The following is a 20,827-nucleotide window of genomic DNA, read 5'->3' as shown; positions in this document are numbered from 1 at the left end:
TGGTTGCTGAGTTGTGCTGAGAGGTAATGAGTAAAAAGTATTAGATACAAAGTCTTTAGTAAAAAGTTTATGTCATTGAAAGGAGTGTTTTGCGATTTGGCAATCTGTGGTCTTTATATTAACAATGTCAGTTCGAGTGGTTTTATGATGTAGCATAGCGGAAGCATAAAATTGTATCGAGAACAGGTTTGGTATACGTAAAGGTTCTCGATACCTGCACATCGGCAGGCAGGCAAATTTTCTCATACTTCGAAAATTCACTCGAACTGACATTTCATTTTACCATAGTGAAAGGTGCGTAGTACCAATTTTTATAGACAAAAGATATTCCGAACGGGTTAATACTTAATACTTAATACTTAATACTTAATACAAAAAACGCGAAGCGTTTAAACAACCATCAACGAACAACCATCAACGAACAACCATCAACGAACAACCATCAACGAACAACCATCAACGAACAACCATCAACGAACAACCATCAACGAACAACCATCAACGAACAACCATCAACGAACAACCATCAACGAACAACCATCAACGAACAACCATCAACGAACAACTACTTCCTATTCTTCTTCGGCTTACAGGTCATGCAAAAATCGGAAAGGGCATTGATTTCATCAATCACCTTGTTATGTTCTTTTTGCAGTAACTCGGTGTCCTTGCCAAAATCGGTTGCTTTAAAGACTTGAGCGCTTACAGTGTTCATTTCCTCTTGTAGCTCATTGAAAATAGGTTGAAATAAACTAGCGTCGCTAAAAGCACCTTTTTCCTCGTAAATTTTCTTTCGAATTTTTCTGGAATATAGCTCTACCAGATCAAAATCGTACCGACCAAATTGTAATAATTGATTTGCGGTCAACGAATCTGGAGCAACCAAAACAGCCAAATTTCTTTGAAAAATAGCTTTTACTTTGTCGTTGAAGTTTTTGGTGAACATGAAAGAGACCGAATTCATGTTAAAACTAAAATCAATTTTAGCACCTGAATAAATAGAATAGGAGGTAAGCGTAGAGTCGATTTCCGATTCTGGAGATTGGTAGTCACTCAGTTGTAACTCATAATCTGGCGTCCATGCCATTGGCTCTTGAGCAAATACCAATGAAGATGAAAATGCTATGAATAATGTAAAGATGAATTTTTTCAAGGGAATTGTATTTTCCATCGAATGTACTATAAAAAATAATCTGTAAAGTAGATTGGTGAAGTTTTGAATATTAAAGTTTGTTAAAACCTACAATTGAAACTCGGTCTGGTTACTATTGGGGTCAAAAATATTTGGGTAGTGTTCTCGTGCATTCCGTTCCATAAATTCCATCGGCACATCTTCAAAGTGACCGTAATCTTCTAGGTACTCCATAAATTGTGTTCCGTCTGCACTGAATTCTTGTAAAACAGCATCATTTTCGCCATCAAAATCTAAAGGAGCAACATTAAGCATTTTACATAAAGATGCATTGAAGGAAGGGGAGAGTTTCAGCCATTTGCCGTTAATATAAGCATCCACCATTCCATGGGGCGTAAGTTCGTTAGAACCGAATTTCTCTATTAATCGTTCTACGCCAATATGGTTTTTAACTTTCGCCAAATGGATTCTAGCGGGTATACCTAGGGCACGAAGTCCTGCAATTAAGATAATAGACTTATCGATACAATGACCTTTTGGGCGTTTTACTATTTCACTGGCTCGGTATTTTTCTTTGTTGAAGCTTAAGCTATATGGATCATATCGCCATGTATCGCGTACTTTGTTGTAAAGTGCGATAGTAATTTCCTTTTCGGAATGTGAAGTGTTTTTAAAATCCGATACTAAATCTTGTATCTCGTCACTTTCATAATCAAAAAAATAGGTAGGGGATAGGTAGTCCATAGAAGTTTCAATTTGAAAAATGTTTCATGTTCAATTTACGAAATAGTTTTGGCATACATGGTTCGTCAATGTTAGAGGGTTTAAATTAAGTAGCTATTGTAAAGTGGAATAGAGAAAATAGATGATAGAGAATAGACTTGTTTTATTAGAAGCTTAAAATCAGTATTAAGTACAAAGTATTAAGTAATAATTGTAAAGTTTAAAGGGAGAAAATCGAAGATAGAAAATAGAGTATAGATGTTAGACTTGTTTTTAATTTGTATTTAGCTAAGCTAAATTGTTTACATAGCCAATAGCCAATAGCCAATAGCCAATAGCCAATAGCCAATAGCCAATAGCCAATAGCCAATAGCCAATAGCCAACAGCCAACAGCCAATAGCTAGAACTAGCTAAACACTAACCCACTGTCAACTGAACACTGAACACTGATACTGCCAACTGATACTGAATACTGTTACTGAATACTGCCTACTAAAACCTAAAACCTAGTTCTTAAACTCTTCCGGTCTACTTTGCCAAATGTGGATATACTGCCCTGTAGACATTCTGCGGGCCATGTCTTTAGCTCTCGTAGCCAATTCACCCTCGTACAGTTCGTCAATGGTTTCGAACCAAAGTTGTAGCCATTGTGCAAAGTGGTCTTGTGATATGGAATGATGAAGATTTTTATCGACCTTGACGTGGGCCTTGGACGGACTCCCCCTGAACGTGCGGACACCAAAAAGATTAGACTCCCAAAAATCGGTGAGTTTGCTTAAATGCGTAGGCCATTGCTCATCGGTAATATGTCCGTTGAAAATGGGTCCTAGCATTTCATTTTGCCGTATTTTATCGTAAAAGGTATGTACCAATACACGCACATCTTCTCTATTGGTAATTTGGGTCATAGTCTCTTTTTATGAATCGGCAACAACTTTTTCTACTCGTTCAGCGGCATCTTGTTTAGAAAGGGTAAGACGCACTATACTGTCGGATTTTGCTAAAAGGTCATGCGGAACATTGGCAGCTAAGGTAATGATATCTCCTTGTTTTAGCATATGAACTTTGCCTTCAACACCAAAGTCAATACTCCCTTCAACCATATGTAAAATAATGGAAAAAGGAGCCTTGTGCTCTTTCATAAGTTGTCCTTTCTTTAAAAGAATTCTAATCTCTTTTGAGAAAGAAGTTTCTAAAAGAACTTTGGAGACTATTTTATCATCGTTAAAATCTAAATTTTCAGTAAAAGATACCTTTTGCATGCTTGTGTTTTTACAATAGTATAAAACGTTGGTATGCTAAACTATGACACTTCTCAGGTAATTATAAACTCTCGGCATCAATACCTAGGGCAATCATTTCATCGAACACGGCGTCTTCGGCATAGCACAAAGTAGCTTTTTTTAGATTGGGAAATTGTTTTGCATCTACTGCACTTTTAATATCCCAGTAATCTTCACTACCACTACCAAATCGTAGTAGGTTCATGTAAACATCGTTTCCGCCATCTTGGTAAATTTCGGTCAAAAGAGGCGCCATATGTTTAGGTATTTTAATATCTCTAAAGAACTGGGTTACTTCTGCAATAGGTTCATAGCCCTCTTCTTCAATATCAATTTCTCGTTCGGTATACCATTCTATAAATTCGTACAATTCAAATTTAGGATGAAGTACCTCTTGGGTGTACATCAATTCTTCAATAACCGCTAATTTAAACCCGAAGTCCGTAAATTCAATATGCTCCTCTGCTAGCGGTCGTAGTATGTATTTATCTTTCGGTATTTCTTTTTTGTCTTCTAAATTGGCACCTAACGAAAGCGCATATGGTTCTTCTTGACCTTTATAAGTTAGTTTACTGACTATATAGTTAGATTGCTTGATTTTTGAAAAATCATTGAACTGCACTTCTTTATTATTAATGATGATAGATCCTGAAAATTTATTTTTAGGAGGCAGATCAAGTTCATGTTTCTTAGAAAGTATAAGGCTAAAACTGAATATGTTTCCATAACTACCACATGAGCAGTATACACCTTCATAATCCCAACAAATTACCGGACTTTTAGAAAGTTTAGTCTTTCCGGTACGTGAAGGTTCCCCAAAAGCCGAAACTAACGTCTCGTAGTTTGTTGGGAAAGTTACGGCAATGTCATTAATAAGAAGTTGCTCATCAGTACCTACAATATGTATAGGTTTCGGTTTTTTCTTTAAGAAAGAGAACATAAGTTATTTAAATATAAGTCCGTTTTCAGCATCAAATTGTGCTTGTTCTTCAGGGGATAATCCGTCGCGTATAGCGCGAATGGTAAATCCGCCAACTACTTTGCCTTCTTCATAATACATCCAATCACTAATATTAGATCGCTTTACGGTAATGGTATCACCTAATTGAACTTGGTTGGTGTACATGGGTTCATTGGCAATGATACCCATAAAGTCATTATCTATTAATTGAATGTCACCTACCCAAATATGTTCAGCACCACCATCCGCATCAAATTTCTGTTTAATGGTAAAAAATGATTGATCAGGATTCTCGCTGGCTAATGCCTCTTTAAATTCATCAATAGAATTTTTAGCATCTACAATGGCTTGGTTCATTCTAGCATCATCATCTTCCACATTGTAAACATCTGGTTCGCCAGAGCGTTCCGTTTTATCGGCAGAACCTTCTTTGCAAGAAGTTAGCATAAAAAGTAGTGATGCGATAAAAATTAGCGATTTCTTCATAGGATAAGTTTCTGTATAATTTAATGTGAATTGTGGTACTACCAAGCACAACGGAATATTCTTTCTATTGTTTCACTTAATCAACAAGAATTCCATTAGTTCTAAACCAAGTGAGGTTACTTCGGGTTTTTGCCGTTCCGTGGGTCTTGTTTAAGCACCTTGGCGGTGGTACGGTAAAAGGTAGGTGAATAAGAATAAAACTCATGAGGTTGCTCAAAAAACGTTTCTAACGTAATAGCAAAAAGCTCCATTAGGTTAGTACCACCATAATCCCTGAAAATGGTGTATTTACCGGCACGAATAAGAGGTATTTTTTTTGTTGCCAATTCTTTCCAAGCGTTAAGATCCGTATCATTGAATACCTTAGAGAAGTAGGAACCTTTAGCATGTTCAATAATCAGGCAATGGCTGAATTCGTGTATGGCAATGTTTAGTCCGTCATCGTTAATGATAAAACCCTTCTCTACGGCAGGCCATGACATGTTTACACGCTTGGTAACCGTATTTACATCACCATCATATAAAACATCTCTGCCTGTGTATGCGTATGAAGATGGAGTAACGAATACGGTTTTAAAGATGCTTAAAACATCTTGCTTTAGACCAAAAGTAATCTCAACAAAAGCACTGGAAATGACCAGTTTCATTTCTGTCGTAAGTTCAAAACCTTCCTTAGAGCCAAAATTTGTAGTATTTAAGAACAACAAAGTTCTCACCACAAAAGACTGTTGGTGTTTTTTGGATAAGGCGGTATAATACACATTCCATTTGCTAAGCACTTCATGGCATTCATGCTTGCTGCTAGATTTTAGAAAAAAGTTGACGAAAGTATGTTTTACGTTCAAGTAACTGGTTTGGTTAGGAGTATGTTTTTTTGATGAGGTTTAGCGAAGAACGCTGGCGTAAAATTAGTATTATTCGGTGATAATGACACTACCTTTTAGTTCATTTTCGGTAGGTTTTTCAAACCAGGTTTCCATGAAATCGAAATTCTCTTGGCTAACTTCAAAATCAAACGTAGCTCCTTTTTCGGTGTTGCGCTGTTGTACACGTTGCCATCTGGTTTCTTTAGAAATATCTAAAAAGTGAAGTTGAATTTCGAATCCATTAGAAGCTGCAAAAGCTCTAAACTTCTCGCGATGTTCAAATTTAGATAAGCCCAAATCTAAAATAGCGTCTGTATCAGATTCTTCTAATTGCCTTACCACGTTCAAAATCATTTTCTCTGCCCGCTCTATACGTTCTAAAAACCATTCTAATCCGTCGCTTTCGGTTTTGTCTGGTAGAAATAAGGTTTTGTTCCAAGTGTCAATAGAAAAGAGCACGCCTTTGGTTTTCTTTTTAAGTTTGTTGGAGTAGGTAGTTTTACCTGATCCTGTATTCCCGACGATGAGGTGTAGCATGATTGGTTATTGCGAGGTTAATTAAATTTGTCTCTATGCTTTTCAGCATAAGTACGATATAAGTCCGGCATTGATCCATCTGGATAGTCTGAAAATGTACTATCGAATGTCAGCATTAATTGTTCTGAGCTTTTGGTTGCATTTTTAAAAAAAGAAGTGCCGTCTTTAGGTAGTAATGCTACTGCAAGTTTTATGGTTGCCGCAGATTTAATTGCACCTATTTCAGTTAATGATAGAATTACCTGTTCTCTTTGCTCTGGAAACCATTCTTCTAAAAAAGTGAGTATAGTTCCTGATTGACCTGCATTTTCTAAATTCATACTCAAAAATAAATTCCATTCAATATGATTCATCGAATCTGGATTCTTTTCGTACCTATTTGCAAGAATTTCATATAAAGCTATTGAAAAATCTCGGTTGTCTTCCAACGAAAATAGGCTTTCAAAATCCACTTCACTTACGATTTCACTTATATCTTTTTGTTCAGATGTATCAACTTTTCTATTCTCTACCTTACTGTTATTCTTACAACTATTAAAAATGAATATAGATATCCCTAAAATAAATATGGATGCTAATTTATAACCGCTTTTTTTTGAATTTTTAAATATCATAATATCTGATTATTCAACTCTAAAACCCTTCTCAATCAAATCAAAGCCTGGTTTATTTGTCACATTATCTTCCATAGCTTCTTGTATTAGAATTGCAAAAGTTTTATTGCCCTTATAAAAGAAGTGAATATTACCTTCATGATCTAAGCCTAGAATACTTGCGGTAAACCCTATGGAAGAAGTATCAATGTCGTTATAGGTATCGTCAACGGCATCTTCAAATTGAATGTTAGAATTTCTATAAATAATATTATTCGTCAATTCTTCTTGAAAAATATACGCCCATTCACCAAGGTCAATTTCACCATTGATCCATGTCATAGTTACAATGCCACTAGAATCAAAACCATCTTTTTCTATAGAAAGGTAATATCCTTGATCATCTATGTTTTCTTGATCTGTAATTTCCCAACCTGTTGGGCTGGTTATTAAAACCCCGTCTCTTTCAAATTTTGCAGGTTTGCTTTCGCTGCAAGAAGTTATGAATAGAAATAGGGAAGCAATTAATAATAGTGGTTTTTTCATTTGGTTTTGGTTAGTCTTAATTTGGAGGTTTTTGTTATGAAAACTATTGCATAGGTGCTGGAGGCGGGGGCGTTAGGGATTCTTTATAATCTGTTGTTTGTAAAATATCACCATTTTCCAAAAAAGAAATTAGCTCCGTTGCTTTGCTTACTACCTTTTCAATACTGCCATTTTCATTAACTACAATGTGAGTAGGGTAGCCTTTGACGAAAAGTTTATTTTCAATAAAATCTTCTTGGTTAGGTACAGTATTATATTTAAAAATTTTCTTGGTGAAGAATCTATCTAATGCAGCCTTATCGTCTAATGCCAAACTTATAAATTCAACATCTTCTCTTTTTGAATATTCGTCGGCGAACTCATTTAACTCAGGAAATTCAGCTACACAAGGTTTACAATTAATAAACCAACATTTAAAAATTAAAGTTTTTCCTTTGGTATTATCATTGGTGTAAACTTTTCCGTTTAAATCGGTGAAATTAAAATTAGGAAATGGAGTTCCTTCCATTTTAAATTTAGTGTAGATTCCCTCTGAAATGGTTTTAATAGTATTTCCAATTTGTTTGTCTGCAGAGTTAGGTAATTTGTAGAGTTGGTATTTCTTTACATTGTCTGGAGCAACAAGTTTTACGGCTATATAATCTCCAGTAGTCAAAGATTTTAGAAAATCGTCTTTACTAATGGTTTCAGATTTATCGTTTATAGCAATAAATTCTGAAGATAAAATGATGTTATTTATATGATAATCCCACCACTTTTCCCAGTCCGATTCTAAAACATTTATGTCTACATCGACATCTAATTTGAGTGCTTCATTTTCAATACTTGTTTTTTGTGAAGTTTTATTTTCCTTGCAAGATGTAAAACAGATAACTAGTAATAGAATGAGTAGATTTTTCATAGATATATAGTGGTTTAAAAAGAAGCTTAATTGGTTTAGGTACAATTAAAATGAAATTAACACTCGCTTAATTTAAGTTAATTATGTCAAATTTGTAAATAAAATCTTACCAATTAGCTTTGTCCAATACTATCTATAAAAACTTAAGTATGACACTTTGTATTGGTTAACAGTTTAGAGAACTTATGCCATTTGTAAATTTCAAGTTTTCTAATGCTTGATTCTTGAGTGATTAAAAGCTTTATGTCAAATTTAGATGGACCTTTTTATTTTTCTTAAAACACTTATCTAATAGGTTTAACGATAAGAAAGGTCAGTTTATATTACCCATTCGCCTCTTTCGCCTGTTCTTCTAAATCGGCAATATTTTCAAATTTTTGCAGCGGTAGTTCTTTATTGGTCGCTTTTATTTCCGCAACTAAGGCAAGAATTAAATCTAAAGGTTTTGCTTCGTAGCCAAACATATTTTGGTCGAATTCAATACCTGCTAATATGCCGTCATTTTCCATGCCTACACCCCAATTTTCTATAAAATCTACTAATGCTATTTCTGTAATCTGGTAGTTCGCCCAATGGTTTATGGTGCAAGATTTTGCTCTGCCATTTTCTGCCCAAAAACATAGAATATCAACAGGTTTACCACGTTCATTTTCATAATGCGCAGAAGCTGAGGTGGCAAAGCCTTCATGATTTTGCAGCGCATAAACAATGTCTGTTTCGCAAACCGTTTTTATAAATTTCTTGTATCTATTTTCAATGATATCTGAACCTTGTTGTTCCATGTATTGTTTTTGTGGGAAATGTTGTTTTAAATGATTTGTTGAATTGATGACTAAGGTAATTTTAATTTTTGTGATTCACATTCCATTTTTATTAGTCAATGTCAAAGTCATAATCTCCACCCCAATCTCCGCCACTGTCAAAATCGAAGTAATCATCGATGGTATGGAACATTTCAGATATATCAGTGAATAAATCAGAAAATGAAAGGTCAGGGTCGTAGATAAAATCGATCCAATACCAATCGTTTAAAAAGTTATCATCATTATTATTTGAGATTACTGGAGATATTGATTTGAGTTTTTCTAAAAGTTCAAATTTTAAGTTCTTAAGAAGAAAGATGTTTCCTTGAAGAAATAGAATTAATTCTAATGCCTTATTTGGTTCGTTTTCAATAAAGGTTACAATATTTTCATCTGCTTCATCTAGGTACTCTCGTAGCTCTTTTTTTAGATTATTTCCCTTGAAATTGGTTTTGAACAATGAAAAAATACTTGAAACTAAATCACTTTTAAAATAAGATTTCAGTTTTAAATCACGAACAATCTCTTTTTTATATTGGTATTCAGATGGTATATTTTTGAATATGGCTCTTAAGTAAGGCTTTAATTTGAAATAGCTATCCTCGTCTATCAGTCCTGTAAAATATTCTTCAAATTTATTTGGCTTGTATTTTGTGAAATTTTTTCCAGTTTCTACAACTATATATTCTCTTAAATATGGGTCTCTTGGGTGAGATTTTAATTGAGCTTTCTTGATTCTTAAAACCTGCTTTAAAGTCAAGTCGAATAATGTCAGTTTTAAAAGTTCTATTAACTCAGTTTTAGGTTCTAAAATGAGTTTTGTAGCCGCAGGTTTCAATTCAGACAATCCATAAATATTTGAGTTTTTGAATTTCTGACTAGAATTGAACTGCATTGTATTTTTATTATTTTGAATTATAGCTAACGTTTTTGTAAATGATTAGTTGTGTTTTAAAGAGATTGAAATAAAAAAGCTCAGGAATCTGTTTTTTGAATATATGAGCCTACAATGATGTTGTCTCAGATTACAGAAGAATTTGTTTGTTTTTTACCTCAGTTCTTTGTTTGCATTTCGTTATTTTTCAATACCAAATACTTTTTCCCATTTCGCTTTGTTAATTCCAAAAATAATTCCTCCAACTAACATTATTATTCCTGTTGCTATTCCAACCATTCCAAAGAATGGGGTTTCTGGTATTCTTACTAAAATTTCTGCTGCAAACGCTGCATAAAGTCCAATAACGGACCAATACATAAATGAAAAATGAAGATATTTCCATTTATTTACTGGTTTTTTAATCCAAATGGGAACCATTCCTAGAATAATTGAAATTAAGCTCAACATAGTTGTGTAATGAAATATTCCCCAACCATTGAATAATCTATAAATCATAAAAGCAGTCAGTATCAGAATTACCATACTTGTTGCATATAAGTATCCAATTTTGATATGTTGTTTTGTTCCTTTTTTCGCAATTAGAATATAAGTCCCAAATATTAGAGCAAAACAAGATGAAATTAAGTGAACTAATCCAATATTATTTCCGACTAGGTTTTCCATTTAATTAATAACTTTTAATCCAAATCTAATATTGTTGCAATTATTAACATTCTTTTTGTTTCTCAAATGTAGAATTTTAGCGACGAGTTGTTTTTAATTTATACACGTTGTTGTAACACGTACTATTCCACATACTTTTTTATCTGCTCTTTATTTTTCAAGTCAATTAGTTCGAGTGAATTCCAATCCATAAGTAGCAAATTCCATTTCGTTCCTATTTCATTTAATACGCTTATTAGCTTTTCGTCATTCACGTCTAATCTCCCTGAAATCCAGATATTAGAAACTATGTCTTGGTTAAAATCAAAGAACAGTCCATTGTAATTTTCGCCATATCCAAACGTGTTTTTACTCAACATTTCGTCAGGTCTAATTCCAGTTGTTGCTATTGTATGTTTTTCTACAAATAGTTTAGATAGTATTTCATTAAGTTCAGAAACTTTTATTTTCCGCTCTTCGAGTTTTAGGCCGCTTTCTTCTCTAACATACATATCAGTAAAACTTCCTCCGTCAAAATGCTTTTCCGCAAAGTCTTTTACGTTTTCTGCCTCTTTAATTAGTCTATCAAAATTTTCATTTGGAATAATTTCTACTTGTCCAAAATCGTCTTCGTGATAAAAGATTGTTCCTTTAATTTCTTTTGAAGAGTTTTTGATTTCGGTTAAATCAGAGTTTGATTTATTTTCCGTTTTATTCATTTGCGTATACGCCAAAATCAAGACTATCAAAACGACCAAAATTATTATTACTGTCTTCATTTCTCGTATGTGTTACAACGGTTGGGCTAATCGTAGTGAGGAGGCAAGGAAACTTTTCGTTTCCGTCTGCGCACTAAGCTAAAGCTTTTGGTTTAGTTTTATTTTTTCTTGTCCAAAGCTAAATCCATAAGATTTAGCGACATTCTAAATATACACAGACCTTTCGGTTTTGCCCTAAAGTCCGCATTACGTTTAGGTTTTGTTGTACACAGGCTTTTTTATCCACAGCTAATTAAAATTCCACCTTGAGGATAATTAAAATCAGTTATGTATTCAGCATCTGTTAGACAACCGTATTTCTTTCGATATTTCTTTTCTCTAAAATCATATACATGTAAAATGAGATATCTATTATCAAAATGTCCTTTCTTCATTTCAACTTCAAAATTTGCGACTTCTTGATTTCCTTTTTTCAAAGTATAATAATCAAATGTTAATGTAATTTTCTCTGTTTTATCCGCCTGAATTTTCTCCCACGATTCTTTTTCCAAAATTAATTCTCCAGGATGATATCCAATTGCAATCCTATCTTTTGTCCCTTCGGCATATTCAAAGCTTAGATAAACACGTGCAATTTCTGTTGTTACCAATCGGTCATTTACATCAATGACCATATTCAAATTTTGACCAAATACGTTACCGAAAACTCCAATAATTATTAGTACAAGAAGTTTAAATTTCATTTAAGAGGTTTTTTTTTTGTCAGCTTGTGTACAACGTTTATGTATAAGAATAGTGCGGTTTTGTTTGCGAGGATTTTCCGCAGGAAAATCAGACGTAACAAAAGTGCACGAACTCTTGATTAAGCACTAAACTAAGCATTATTTTTATACGGTGTTGGCAGTAGTTTTTGTTTTCCGATTAACATATTTGAAAGAATGTAATTCCACTTTCTTCTTCAATTCCGGATACAATTTTTTCTTCTTGCTCTAAAGTTTCAATGAGGTGAGATGCATAACTTCTTGAAATTGAAAATATATGACCAATAGCTCTTACAGCGAATACTTCTGTTGGATTTTCTTTAAAGAAATTTAGAATTTTATCTTTCATTTCTTTTTCAAGACTATTTCTTAATTCAGTCGCTATTTCTATTCCGTAAGAAATTCTTGTTAAATTAATTTCAGTTGGTAATGAATGAACTTGCTCATTTCTGATTTTTTTTAGTTCATTAAATAATGTTATTTGGTGTTTAGTCAATATCTTTTTTTGCAGAGCTTCTTCCCATTTGAATGTCTTACTAAAATCAATATTATTTATGAAAAATAACCTCTTTATCAATTTGTCTATTTCTTCCCAAAATATGATTAAACTAGGAAGCGATTTGTCTTTAGTAGTATAATTAAATTCAATTTCAAAAAGGTTTTTAAGTAATAATTCTCCAATAGTTCTATATGCTTCAAGATGATTTTTGTCAACGCTTAGTCCTGTTCCTTCGTGATATAATTGATTTCTTAGCCTATGATAAAATTCTATGTCAGATAATTCTATTCCAGATATTTTGTTACTTGCTTTTTCACTTAATAGATTAACCATTTTTGGAAATGAATTTCCGATTTCGTCTTTTTCTTTAAATGAAAATTTAACTTTAGATAGACTAAATGGCATAAAAATAAAGGTTCTAATTGCTGTTTCAACCGAGTTGTCTATACTTATAAAAGCAATTCTTTTGTCAAATGCTTGTTCTTTATTAATATGCTCATCAGCGTGTTTTAATAATTCTAAAGCTCCAGATGCCCAAGTTTTTTCCATTTATGATTTTTGTATTGAGGTTCTGCTAAATTACTGCCAACTATGGTGTATGTGTACAATTACGCATATTCCCCTATATTCAGAAATATGTGTAATTACACTTCTAATATAACACTAAAGAATAAACCTACAATTAACATTTCACACTGTAATACGGGAAACCATAATTGGTCAAAAATTATGTATGGTTTGGGTATTTTTGCGACCAAAAGGTCATGTCAAAGAAAATTCTATTTATCTATAATGCCAATAGCGATACGGGCAGTAAAATGCTAGATTTCGCCCATAAAATCATTAACCCAGCTACCTATAACTGCAATCTCTGTAGCTTAACCTATGGCAGTTTTACCGAGAACAAACAGTGGAAAGGGTTTAGAGAGAGCTTGTTAGCAAAAGGCTACGAGTTAGAATTCTTTCATAAAGATGAATTTCAAGAAAGCTATAAAAGCAAATTTGGGCATAAGTATACCTATCCTATTATACTGGTAGAAACAAATCATGACCTAGAGGTATTGGTGTCTGCCGAGAAGTTGAACGCTATGGAGACAGTGGAGGAGTTGATCGCTACGCTTAGTTGATGGTTTTTGGTTGTCGGTTGTTGGTCTTACTTAGTCTCTGAGCTTACTCGGTCGCTGGGCGTAGCCGAAGTGATTCGTGTTCCAAAGTTCTCGACTGCGCTCGAAGTGACATTTCGGTTTTAAAGAGTAAAAAGTACAGCGTATGAAGTCGTAAGTAATTAAAGAGTACAAAGTAATAAGTACAACGTATTAAGTAGTGGATGTGCAGTGCAAAGAGAATAGCATAAAGCGAACAGCTCTGAGTACGAAGTACAAAGAACTAACACAAACAACTATGTACTTTGTACTTGATACGTAATACAAAAAACGCGCAGCGTTAAAAAAAACTGCCAACTGATACTGCCAACTGATACTGCCAACTGTTACTGCCAACTGTTACTGCCAACTGTTACTGCCAACTGTTACTGCCAACTGTTACTGTCAACTGTTACTGCCAACTGTCAACTGAATACTAGAACAAGTACTTAATACAAAAAACGCGCAGCGTTAAAATAACGAACAACGAACAACGAACAACGAACAACCAACAACTACTTCGTTGCCTCAAAAAACTTCTCGTTGATATCATCTATGTACGCCAGTACTTCATCACGACCGCTACGGTGGCTAGAGCTGGTTACAAAATGTGGTGGTGCTTCTTCCCACATATCGGCTAAAAGTTTGTCCAGATATTGTTTTACCTGGCGCTCAATGGCTTTCGGTTTTAATTTATCTGCTTTGGTGAAGATAATGGCAAAAGGTACTCCGTTTTCACCCATCCACTGCATGAACTCCATATCTATAGGTTGTGGGTCATGGCGAATATCTACAAGCACAAAAGAACACACTAGCTGCTCTCGTTGTAAAAAGTAATTGGTGATGTATTTTTGAAAGGTATTTTTATCTCTTTTAGAAACACGTGCATAACCGTAACCGGGTAAATCTACCAGAAACCAATTTTCATTGATCTTAAAATGGTTGATCAATTGTGTCTTACCAGGTCTGCCAGATGTTTTTGCCAAGCTTTTACGCTCGGTCAACATATTGATCAAAGAAGACTTGCCCACGTTAGAACGACCAATAAAGGCGTACTCGGGTAAAGGCTCTTTAGGGCATTTGGCAACATCAGAGTTGCTCATTACAAAGTCGGCCGACTTTATTTTCATCCGTAGGGTATTTAGAAATTGTTTTTCGTCAACCACTCATCAAGAATGGTATTGAATTGGTCTGGGTGCTCCATCATAGGTGCATGTCCACATTTATCCATCCAAAATAAATCTGAATTCGGTAAAAGCTCATCGAACAGTTCTGCAACGTCTGGCGGAGTAACCGTATCATTTTTTCCCCATATAATACAAGTAGGGGTTTTCATGCTAGGTAGGTCTTGCGCCATGTTATGGCGAATGGCACTTTTAGCGATTGCCAAGGTCTTCACCAATTTTACACGATCATTGACCGTAGCAAAAACTTCATCTACTATTTCTTTGGTAGCCACTGCCGGGTCATAGAAAACATCTTGTGCCTTCTTTTTAATGAACTCATAATCACCACGTTTTGGGTAACCGTCGCCCATAGCACTTTCATAAAGACCAGAACTACCGGTAATCACCAAAGCTTTTACTTTGGCCGGGTATAATTTAGTATGTAAAAGACCAATATGGCCACCTAAAGAGTTGCCTAAAAGAATAACATCATCCAGCTCTTTGTAGTCAATGAATTTCTTAAGGTATTTGGCAAAATTCTTTACCGTTGTCTTTAGCATCGGCATTGAGTATAGGGGCAATTCAGGAATCAGTACTTTGTAACCTTTAGGAGGGAAATAAGTATTCACTCCCTCAAAATTACTGAGTCCGCCCATTAATCCGTGTAGAATAATAATGGGTTTTCCTTCGCCTTTTTCTATATACTTAAATCCTCCGTCGTTAATCAATTCGTTTTCCATGCGCACTACTCATCAGTAATTGTCCAAATATAGGTAATTACCGAGAATAGCAAACAACTCTTTTCGATAAGGTGACCACAAGAAACTTAAAGAATTCACTTTTTCAAGATTTAGGGGCTGAGTGGGAAAATTATCCCATAAAATCCGATGAAGTGCAAAAACGTGTTCAAAAGTGGGGTAATTTATTAACAAAGTGGTTTTTAGTGGTAAAATGTGGTAATAATATTTATATATTTGAGTTATATAAACTAAACACAACCAAATTGGACATCTTTTTCTTTGGGACATTTAACTGCAAAGCTGATGCTAAGGGGCGTATTATGCTCCCTGTCGCGCTGCGCAATCAAGTGGCTCCGATCCTAAAAGATGGCTTCTTTATCAAAAAATCATATTTGAGCGAGTGTTTAGAATTATACCCTGCTTACGAGTGGCACAGAGTAATGGCAGAATTGAACGAAAAGAGCAGGTTTGATGAAGAAAACCTACAGTTTATAAGAATGTATACTGCGGGTCTTCGTCAAGTAGAAGTAGATGCTACCGGTAGATTATTGATCCCTAAAGATATTATCTCATTAGGTGGTATTACCAAAGAAGTGGTCATTGCACCAATTGGTAAACGATTAGAGATTTGGGATAAGAAGGCGTATGATGAATCTATAAACGCAACGAAAGAAGAGAAGGTGAAGTTGGCAAAGCGTGTAATGTTAGGTGAAAAACCAAGTGGAGATGTATCATAATCCTGTATTGCTGAAAGAATCGGTAGACGGTTTAAACATCAAAGAAGATGGTGTATATGTAGATGTGACATTTGGTGGTGGCGGTCACTCTAAAGAGATATTGAAAAGATTGGGCAAAAAAGGCAAATTATATGCCTTTGATCAAGATGAAGATGCGCAGGCAAATGCATTAGGTGATCCAAGATTTACGCTGATAGCGGAGAATTTTAGATACATCACCCAGTTTTTAAAGTTCTATGGCATAAAGAAGGTAGATGGTATTCTTGCGGATTACGGAGTGTCATCGCATCAGTTCGATCAAGCGGAAAGAGGATTCTCTACACGTTTTGATGCGGATTTGGATATGCGAATGAGCAAGCGCAATACGCTATCTGCTTTTGAGGTGGTGAATAAGTACTCATATGATGATTTGCGTAAGGTGTTGTTCGAGTACGGCGATATCAGAAACGCGAACGCCATGGCAAAAGTAATTGTTGCCAGTAGGGAAGGGGAGGAGATACAGACTACCGATGCATTGAAAACAGTGTTGAAGCAGTTTTTGCCGGAACATAGGCAACATAAAATTTTGGCACAGATATATCAAGCGATTCGCATAGAGGTGAATCAAGAGATAGAAGTGATCAAAGAGTTTTTGGAGCAAGCTCCGGATTTATTGAATGAAAAAGGAAGGCTAAGTGTAATTAGCTACCACTCTTTAGAAGACAGGCTTGTAAAAAGATTTATAAGGGCAGGTCAGTTTGAAGGAGAGCCGGAAAAGGATTTTTACGGCAATATAGATGTACCGTTAAAAAAGGTTGGTGGGTTGATAGTGCCGACTAAAGAGGAAATAAAATTGAATAACAGAGCACGTAGTGCAAAATTAAGAATAGCAGAGCGTAATGGCGAAAAGTAAAGTGAAAACAGGTGTTTTTGACCTTTTGAAGGGTAAATTTTTGGTGAGCGATGACGCCCCTAAAAATTGGCTGTTCATTATTTTCATTTCGTTTTTGGCAACGGTTATGATCAGTAGCTCTCATAGTGCAGATCAAAAAGTACACCGCATTGCTTTATTGAATGAAGAAGTAAAAGAGTTGCGTAATGAGTTCGTAGATATGCGATCAGATGTGCAGCAGCTAAAATTAGAATCGAGCATTACCGGTAAAATATCGGAAAAAGGACTGTATCCTTCAGAGAATCCCCCGCAGAAAATTAAGGTGAAATCTTTAAAAGAGGAGGAATAATGGCGGCAACGGATAAAAGCATATTAAAAAGGCTCTACATAGTGGCGGGTTTCATGGTGCTCTTTGCGGGTGCTGTGTTGTTTAAACTGGTTTCTATTCAAATTGTAGATGGCGAAAAATACCAGGCATTGGCAGATACACGTACCGAGCGTATGTTTACTATTGAACCGAATAGAGGTAACCTATATTCAGATGACGGTAGCCTTTTGGCGACTTCAGTATCTAAATATACTATACGTTTTGATGCCGTAACCGTTAGCAGCGAAGATTTTAAAGAAAATGTAAAACCATTGGCAGACGCCTTGGCTAAGCAATTTGGTAAAACATCTTCTCACTATCAGCAACTTTTAAGAAAAGCGAGAGAAAATAAAAATAGGTATGCGCTAATTGTGCGAAACTTGGATTATTCTGAATACATGGCGGTGAAAGAATTTCCGCTTTTCAATAAAGGAGCGTTCAAAGGCGGACTCATTATTGAGCAGAAAACGAAAAGAGAGCATCCTTTAGGTAAAATTGCCGAGCGTAGTGTTGGGTATGAGCGTGTAGATGAAAACGGATATTATACCCGTGTGGGTATGGAAGGTGCTTTTGGGGAATACCTAAGAGGAATTTCAGGGAAGCGTTTGAAGCAAAAAATTGCAAAAGGACAGTGGAAGCCAATTGGTAACGATAATATCATTGAGCCAAAAGATGGTTATGATGTGTATTCAACCATAGACATTAATATACAAGATATAGCGCACCATGCATTATTGGGTCAGTTAGAGAAATATCAAGCAGACCACGGTACGGTAATCGTAATGGAAGTGAAAACGGGTGAGGTAAAAGCAATATCTAATTTAGGTCAGACCTCGGAAGGTAAATATTACGAGCGATTGAATTACGCTATCGGTGAATCTCATGAGCCTGGTTCTACATTTAAGTTAGTGAATTTGGTGGCTGCTTTAGAAGATAAGGTGATAGATACCAGTTCTGTTATAGATACCGAAAAAGGAGCTTGGAAATTATATAAGCATACTATTAGAGATACCAAACGTGGTGGTCATGGTGAAATTACCATGTCAGAAGCTTTTGAAGTATCGTCAAATGTTGCCTTTGCTAAAATGATACATGAAGGGTATAAGAATGACCCAGAGAAATATGTGAACAGATTAATGAGCATGGGTATTCACAAAGAATTAGGGTTGCCAGTCGTTGGTGAAGGAAAACCTGTATTGCGTTACCCAGGTGATAAAGGATGGTCAGGTCTTTCTTTGGCACAAATGGCTTATGGTTATGAGGTGTCTATGACTCCGCTACAAACATTGGCGTTCTATAACGCTATTGCAAATGATGGCGAAATGGTAAAGCCGCGATTGTTGAAAGAAGTAAAAGAGTGGAACAAGACGATTGAGAAGTTTGATAAAAAGGTATTGAATGCTGAAATATGCTCACAAGCTACGGTGAAGAAAGTGCAGCAGATATTAAAGAATGTAGTAGAGAAAGAGCATGGTACGGGTCACCGTATGTATTCAAAGAATTTTTCTATGGCAGGTAAAACGGGAACTACGCAAACCAACTATGTGTCTAAGGATAAGTCTAAATACGAATACATTTCTTCGTTCGCAGGATATTTTCCGGCAGACGATCCAAAGTACTCTTGTATCGTGGTAATCCATAAGCCAGACAAAAGTGTTGGGTATTATGGTGCAGATGTATCCGGTCCGGTATTTAAGTCTGTAGCACAAAAAGTATATGCAACATCACCTTTAACAAGTGAGGTAGATGTAAAAAATGTGTTGATCGCTAAAAATGAAGATTCTCATCAAGGATACTATAAGGTGGCACAGGCAAAATATGCTGCAATGCCAAATGTAAAAGGTATGTGTGGTATGGATGCGGTTGCCATTCTTGAGAATTTGGGTATTGAAGTAGAGGTAAGAGGAAATGGCAAAGTGAAAAAACAGTCCATCACCAAAGGCACCGATTTAAAATCAGTGAAAAAAATAGTATTAGAATTAATATGATGCAATTAAAGGACATATTATATGGAGTGCGTATTACTGCTGTGAGCGGTACTACCTCTTGTGATATAGCATCAGTTCGTTTTGATTCTCGCGAGGTGCAAAAATCCGATGCCTTCGTAGCTATAAAAGGCACGTTGACCGATGGTCATAAATATATTGATCAGGTAGTTGCTGCAGGTGCAAGAGCAATAGTTTGCGAGCAGTTGCCAGCTGAGATGATAGATGATGTTACGTATGTACAAGTAGAAAGTGGCAATCAGGCATTGGCATTGATGGCTTCAAATTACTACGGTACACCATCAAAAAATTTAAAATTAGTAGGTGTTACGGGTACCAATGGTAAAACCACGGTATCTAGTTTGTTATATCAGTTATTTAAAAAAGCAGGATATAAAGTAGGCTTGTTGTCCACCATTAAGATTATGGTAGATGATACGGTTTATCCAACAAAACATACTACTCCTGATGCATTGGTGATCAATCAGCATTTGAAAATGATGAACGATGCCGGTGTAGAGTATTGCTTTATGGAAGTAAGTTCTCATGGTATTCACCAGAAAAGAACCGAAGGTTTAGTGTTTGAAGGGGCAATTTTTACGAATCTGTCTCATGATCATCTAGACTATCATAAAACATTTGCAGAGTACCGCGATACTAAGAAAATACTGTTTGATCAGCTGCCCAAAACAGCATTTGCATTAACCAATGTAGATGATAAGAATGGTTTGGTCATGTTGCAGAATACTAAGGCTAGAAAAGCAAGCTACGCCTTAAAGAACTATGCAGATTACAGAGCACAGATTTTAGAAAATCAGTTTGACGGTCAATTGTTGAAAATCAATGACCATGAGCTATGGACAAAATTAATAGGTCATTTCAATGCCTATAATATGCTAGCGATTTTTGCGACAGCAGATTTATTGGGATTGGAGCAATTAGAAACCCTTCGCTTATTGAGTGAGTTGGAGAATGTAGATGGAAGGTTTCAATATTATATATCTAAGAAAAGAATTACGGCTATAGTTGATTATGCCCATACGCCGGACGCCCTAAAAAATGTGCTTGAGACAATCAACACGTTGAGAACTGGAAATGAAAACGTCATCACCGTTGTGGGGTGTGGTGGCGATAGAGACAGATCAAAGCGTCCGGTAATGGGTAATATCGCATCTGAAATGAGTAATAAGGTTATTCTCACTTCAGATAATCCTAGAACTGAATCCCCTACTGAAATTATTGCAGAAATGGAGGCAGGGGTAGAACCTCAGAATGTAAAGAAGATCTTATCCATTGAAAATAGGGAGCAAGCCATAAAAACGGCATGTCAACTAGCAGACGATAACGATATCATATTAGTAGCCGGTAAAGGTCATGAGACCTACCAAGAAACCAATGGCGTACGCATAGATTTCGACGATTTTAAAATAGTAAAAGAGCTTTTAGCAAGCTTAGAAAAATAACCAAA

At 35.4% G+C, this 20,827-nt stretch carries 25 protein-coding genes; 6 read left to right on the top strand and 19 right to left on the bottom strand.

Translation table 11 applies throughout. The features are described 5' to 3' along the window. Positions 1 to 565: 565 nt before the first annotated feature. The 17 genes from UH1x_RS04350 to UH1x_RS04270 form a co-directional block, all read right to left on the bottom strand. On the bottom strand, positions 566 to 1,171 hold the full coding sequence (locus tag UH1x_RS04350) for a hypothetical protein (RefSeq protein ID WP_482625341.1): 606 nt from the start codon (positions 1,169 to 1,171) through the stop codon (positions 566 to 568). A 69-nt stretch (positions 1,172 to 1,240) separates the two neighbouring features. Beyond that, entirely contained in the window at positions 1,241 to 1,876 is a 636-nt protein-coding gene (locus tag UH1x_RS04345; protein ID WP_482625339.1) for a transglutaminase-like domain-containing protein, read from the bottom strand. A gap of 486 nt (positions 1,877 to 2,362) precedes the next feature. Next, positions 2,363 to 2,764, bottom strand: coding sequence for a group III truncated hemoglobin (locus tag UH1x_RS04340; protein WP_036156221.1), 402 nt, complete (start codon positions 2,762 to 2,764; stop codon positions 2,363 to 2,365). 9 nt (positions 2,765 to 2,773) lie between these two features. Next, on the bottom strand, positions 2,774 to 3,118 hold the full coding sequence (locus tag UH1x_RS04335; RefSeq protein WP_482625337.1) for a cupin domain-containing protein: 345 nt from the start codon (positions 3,116 to 3,118) through the stop codon (positions 2,774 to 2,776). A gap of 61 nt (positions 3,119 to 3,179) precedes the next feature. After that, on the bottom strand, positions 3,180 to 4,079 hold the full coding sequence (locus tag UH1x_RS04330; RefSeq protein ID WP_482625336.1) for a DUF6892 domain-containing protein: 900 nt from the start codon (positions 4,077 to 4,079) through the stop codon (positions 3,180 to 3,182). Between the two features lie 3 nt (positions 4,080 to 4,082). Continuing rightward, positions 4,083 to 4,586, bottom strand: a complete 504-nt coding sequence (locus UH1x_RS04325; RefSeq protein WP_482625335.1) for a YegJ family protein — start codon at positions 4,584 to 4,586, stop codon at positions 4,083 to 4,085. Between the two features lie 116 nt (positions 4,587 to 4,702). Further along, positions 4,703 to 5,431, bottom strand: a complete 729-nt coding sequence (locus UH1x_RS04320; protein WP_482625334.1) for a zinc-dependent peptidase — start codon at positions 5,429 to 5,431, stop codon at positions 4,703 to 4,705. A 69-nt stretch (positions 5,432 to 5,500) separates the two neighbouring features. Then, a complete protein-coding gene (locus tag UH1x_RS04315; protein WP_482625332.1) occupies positions 5,501 to 5,989 on the bottom strand; it encodes a P-loop nucleotide/nucleoside kinase family protein in 489 nt (162 codons plus the stop codon). A 17-nt stretch (positions 5,990 to 6,006) separates the two neighbouring features. Beyond that, positions 6,007 to 6,603, bottom strand: coding sequence for a DMP19 family protein (locus tag UH1x_RS04310; protein ID WP_482625330.1), 597 nt, complete (start codon positions 6,601 to 6,603; stop codon positions 6,007 to 6,009). Between the two features lie 9 nt (positions 6,604 to 6,612). Then, a complete protein-coding gene (locus tag UH1x_RS04305; RefSeq protein ID WP_482625328.1) occupies positions 6,613 to 7,128 on the bottom strand; it encodes a hypothetical protein in 516 nt (171 codons plus the stop codon). A 43-nt stretch (positions 7,129 to 7,171) separates the two neighbouring features. Continuing rightward, complete coding sequence (locus UH1x_RS04300) at positions 7,172 to 8,029, bottom strand: TlpA family protein disulfide reductase (protein ID WP_482625327.1); 858 nt, start codon at positions 8,027 to 8,029, stop codon at positions 7,172 to 7,174. Between the two features lie 323 nt (positions 8,030 to 8,352). Further along, on the bottom strand, positions 8,353 to 8,811 hold the full coding sequence (locus tag UH1x_RS04295) for a DUF2750 domain-containing protein (protein ID WP_482625325.1): 459 nt from the start codon (positions 8,809 to 8,811) through the stop codon (positions 8,353 to 8,355). Positions 8,812 to 8,902: 91 nt separating this feature from the next. Then, positions 8,903 to 9,727 carry a hypothetical protein gene (locus UH1x_RS04290; protein ID WP_482625323.1) on the bottom strand — a complete coding sequence of 275 codons (825 nt, stop codon included), beginning with the start codon at positions 9,725 to 9,727 and terminating at the stop codon, positions 8,903 to 8,905. A gap of 180 nt (positions 9,728 to 9,907) precedes the next feature. Next, positions 9,908 to 10,393, bottom strand: coding sequence for a DUF2306 domain-containing protein (locus UH1x_RS04285; RefSeq protein WP_482625321.1), 486 nt, complete (start codon positions 10,391 to 10,393; stop codon positions 9,908 to 9,910). Between the two features lie 122 nt (positions 10,394 to 10,515). Continuing rightward, positions 10,516 to 11,151, bottom strand: a complete 636-nt coding sequence (locus UH1x_RS04280; RefSeq protein WP_482625320.1) for a hypothetical protein — start codon at positions 11,149 to 11,151, stop codon at positions 10,516 to 10,518. Positions 11,152 to 11,369: 218 nt separating this feature from the next. Beyond that, entirely contained in the window at positions 11,370 to 11,834 is a 465-nt protein-coding gene (locus tag UH1x_RS04275; RefSeq protein WP_482625318.1) for a hypothetical protein, read from the bottom strand. Positions 11,835 to 12,012: 178 nt separating this feature from the next. Next, positions 12,013 to 12,900: a hypothetical protein gene (locus UH1x_RS04270; RefSeq protein WP_482625316.1), complete on the bottom strand. Its 888-nt coding sequence runs from the start codon at positions 12,898 to 12,900 to the stop codon at positions 12,013 to 12,015. 215 nt (positions 12,901 to 13,115) lie between these two features. Here UH1x_RS04270 and UH1x_RS04265 point away from each other — a divergent pair, with 215 nt between their 5' ends. Continuing rightward, positions 13,116 to 13,478: a GTPase gene (locus tag UH1x_RS04265; protein ID WP_482625314.1), complete on the top strand. Its 363-nt coding sequence runs from the start codon at positions 13,116 to 13,118 to the stop codon at positions 13,476 to 13,478. A 530-nt stretch (positions 13,479 to 14,008) separates the two neighbouring features. Here UH1x_RS04265 and yihA read toward each other — a convergent pair. Both yihA and UH1x_RS04255 read right to left on the bottom strand, forming a co-directional pair. Continuing rightward, positions 14,009 to 14,623, bottom strand: coding sequence for a ribosome biogenesis GTP-binding protein YihA/YsxC (gene yihA / locus UH1x_RS04260; RefSeq protein ID WP_036156198.1), 615 nt, complete (start codon positions 14,621 to 14,623; stop codon positions 14,009 to 14,011). A gap of 11 nt (positions 14,624 to 14,634) precedes the next feature. Continuing rightward, positions 14,635 to 15,399, bottom strand: a complete 765-nt coding sequence (locus tag UH1x_RS04255) for an alpha/beta fold hydrolase (RefSeq protein ID WP_036156195.1) — start codon at positions 15,397 to 15,399, stop codon at positions 14,635 to 14,637. Positions 15,400 to 15,470: 71 nt separating this feature from the next. On the opposite strand from UH1x_RS04255, the gene UH1x_RS04250 reads away from it, so the two are divergent. Genes UH1x_RS04250 through UH1x_RS04230 form a run of 5 tightly spaced genes read left to right on the top strand, consistent with a single transcriptional unit; the run spans position 15,471 to position 20,822 of the window. Then, positions 15,471 to 16,136, top strand: a complete 666-nt coding sequence (locus UH1x_RS04250; RefSeq protein WP_405395606.1) for a division/cell wall cluster transcriptional repressor MraZ — start codon at positions 15,471 to 15,473, stop codon at positions 16,134 to 16,136. Further along, positions 16,126 to 17,028 carry a 16S rRNA (cytosine(1402)-N(4))-methyltransferase RsmH gene (rsmH, locus tag UH1x_RS04245; protein WP_482625312.1) on the top strand — a complete coding sequence of 301 codons (903 nt, stop codon included), beginning with the start codon at positions 16,126 to 16,128 and terminating at the stop codon, positions 17,026 to 17,028. The genes UH1x_RS04250 and rsmH overlap by 11 nt, the downstream gene beginning before the upstream one ends. Beyond that, on the top strand, positions 17,015 to 17,356 hold the full coding sequence (locus UH1x_RS04240; protein ID WP_394330707.1) for an FtsL-like putative cell division protein: 342 nt from the start codon (positions 17,015 to 17,017) through the stop codon (positions 17,354 to 17,356). The genes rsmH and UH1x_RS04240 overlap by 14 nt, the downstream gene beginning before the upstream one ends. After that, positions 17,356 to 19,362, top strand: a complete 2,007-nt coding sequence (locus tag UH1x_RS04235; RefSeq protein WP_482625310.1) for a penicillin-binding protein — start codon at positions 17,356 to 17,358, stop codon at positions 19,360 to 19,362. Before UH1x_RS04240 ends, UH1x_RS04235 begins: the two co-directional genes overlap by 1 nt. Continuing rightward, entirely contained in the window at positions 19,359 to 20,822 is a 1,464-nt protein-coding gene (locus UH1x_RS04230) for a UDP-N-acetylmuramoyl-L-alanyl-D-glutamate--2,6-diaminopimelate ligase (RefSeq protein WP_482625308.1), read from the top strand. Before UH1x_RS04235 ends, UH1x_RS04230 begins: the two co-directional genes overlap by 4 nt. The last annotated feature ends 5 nt before the right edge of the window (positions 20,823 to 20,827 follow it).

The sequence above is a fragment of the Maribacter sp. UH1 genome (genome assembly GCF_056839145.1).
The sequence above is the reverse complement of the archived record's forward strand: the minus strand, read 5'-3'. Positions and strand labels throughout refer to the sequence as shown.

What these genes read in the sequence shown, in the direction of transcription:
- UH1x_RS04345 (WP_482625339.1), bottom strand. Translation starts at nt 1,876, where the DNA reads ATGGACTACCTATCCCCTACCTATTTTTTTGATTATGAAAGTGACGAG.
- UH1x_RS04240 (WP_394330707.1), top strand. Translation starts at nt 17,015, where the DNA reads ATGGCGAAAAGTAAAGTGAAAACAGGTGTTTTTGACCTTTTGAAGGGT.
- UH1x_RS04255 (WP_036156195.1), bottom strand. Translation starts at nt 15,399, where the DNA reads ATGGAAAACGAATTGATTAACGACGGAGGATTTAAGTATATAGAAAAA.
- UH1x_RS04290 (WP_482625323.1), bottom strand. Translation starts at nt 9,727, where the DNA reads ATGCAGTTCAATTCTAGTCAGAAATTCAAAAACTCAAATATTTATGGA.
- UH1x_RS04330 (WP_482625336.1), bottom strand. Translation starts at nt 4,079, where the DNA reads ATGTTCTCTTTCTTAAAGAAAAAACCGAAACCTATACATATTGTAGGT.
- UH1x_RS04280 (WP_482625320.1), bottom strand. Translation starts at nt 11,151, where the DNA reads ATGAAGACAGTAATAATAATTTTGGTCGTTTTGATAGTCTTGATTTTG.
- UH1x_RS04275 (WP_482625318.1), bottom strand. Translation starts at nt 11,834, where the DNA reads ATGAAATTTAAACTTCTTGTACTAATAATTATTGGAGTTTTCGGTAAC.
- yihA (WP_036156198.1), bottom strand. Translation starts at nt 14,623, where the DNA reads ATGAAAATAAAGTCGGCCGACTTTGTAATGAGCAACTCTGATGTTGCC.
- UH1x_RS04305 (WP_482625328.1), bottom strand. Translation starts at nt 7,128, where the DNA reads ATGAAAAAACCACTATTATTAATTGCTTCCCTATTTCTATTCATAACT.
- UH1x_RS04265 (WP_482625314.1), top strand. Translation starts at nt 13,116, where the DNA reads ATGTCAAAGAAAATTCTATTTATCTATAATGCCAATAGCGATACGGGC.
- UH1x_RS04285 (WP_482625321.1), bottom strand. Translation starts at nt 10,393, where the DNA reads ATGGAAAACCTAGTCGGAAATAATATTGGATTAGTTCACTTAATTTCA.
- UH1x_RS04310 (WP_482625330.1), bottom strand. Translation starts at nt 6,603, where the DNA reads ATGATATTTAAAAATTCAAAAAAAAGCGGTTATAAATTAGCATCCATA.
- UH1x_RS04295 (WP_482625325.1), bottom strand. Translation starts at nt 8,811, where the DNA reads ATGGAACAACAAGGTTCAGATATCATTGAAAATAGATACAAGAAATTT.
- rsmH (WP_482625312.1), top strand. Translation starts at nt 16,126, where the DNA reads ATGTATCATAATCCTGTATTGCTGAAAGAATCGGTAGACGGTTTAAAC.
- UH1x_RS04235 (WP_482625310.1), top strand. Translation starts at nt 17,356, where the DNA reads ATGGCGGCAACGGATAAAAGCATATTAAAAAGGCTCTACATAGTGGCG.
- UH1x_RS04335 (WP_482625337.1), bottom strand. Translation starts at nt 3,118, where the DNA reads ATGCAAAAGGTATCTTTTACTGAAAATTTAGATTTTAACGATGATAAA.
- UH1x_RS04300 (WP_482625327.1), bottom strand. Translation starts at nt 8,029, where the DNA reads ATGAAAAATCTACTCATTCTATTACTAGTTATCTGTTTTACATCTTGC.
- UH1x_RS04230 (WP_482625308.1), top strand. Translation starts at nt 19,359, where the DNA reads ATGATGCAATTAAAGGACATATTATATGGAGTGCGTATTACTGCTGTG.
- UH1x_RS04325 (WP_482625335.1), bottom strand. Translation starts at nt 4,586, where the DNA reads ATGAAGAAATCGCTAATTTTTATCGCATCACTACTTTTTATGCTAACT.
- UH1x_RS04270 (WP_482625316.1), bottom strand. Translation starts at nt 12,900, where the DNA reads ATGGAAAAAACTTGGGCATCTGGAGCTTTAGAATTATTAAAACACGCT.
- UH1x_RS04340 (WP_036156221.1), bottom strand. Translation starts at nt 2,764, where the DNA reads ATGACCCAAATTACCAATAGAGAAGATGTGCGTGTATTGGTACATACC.
- UH1x_RS04315 (WP_482625332.1), bottom strand. Translation starts at nt 5,989, where the DNA reads ATGCTACACCTCATCGTCGGGAATACAGGATCAGGTAAAACTACCTAC.
- UH1x_RS04350 (WP_482625341.1), bottom strand. Translation starts at nt 1,171, where the DNA reads ATGGAAAATACAATTCCCTTGAAAAAATTCATCTTTACATTATTCATA.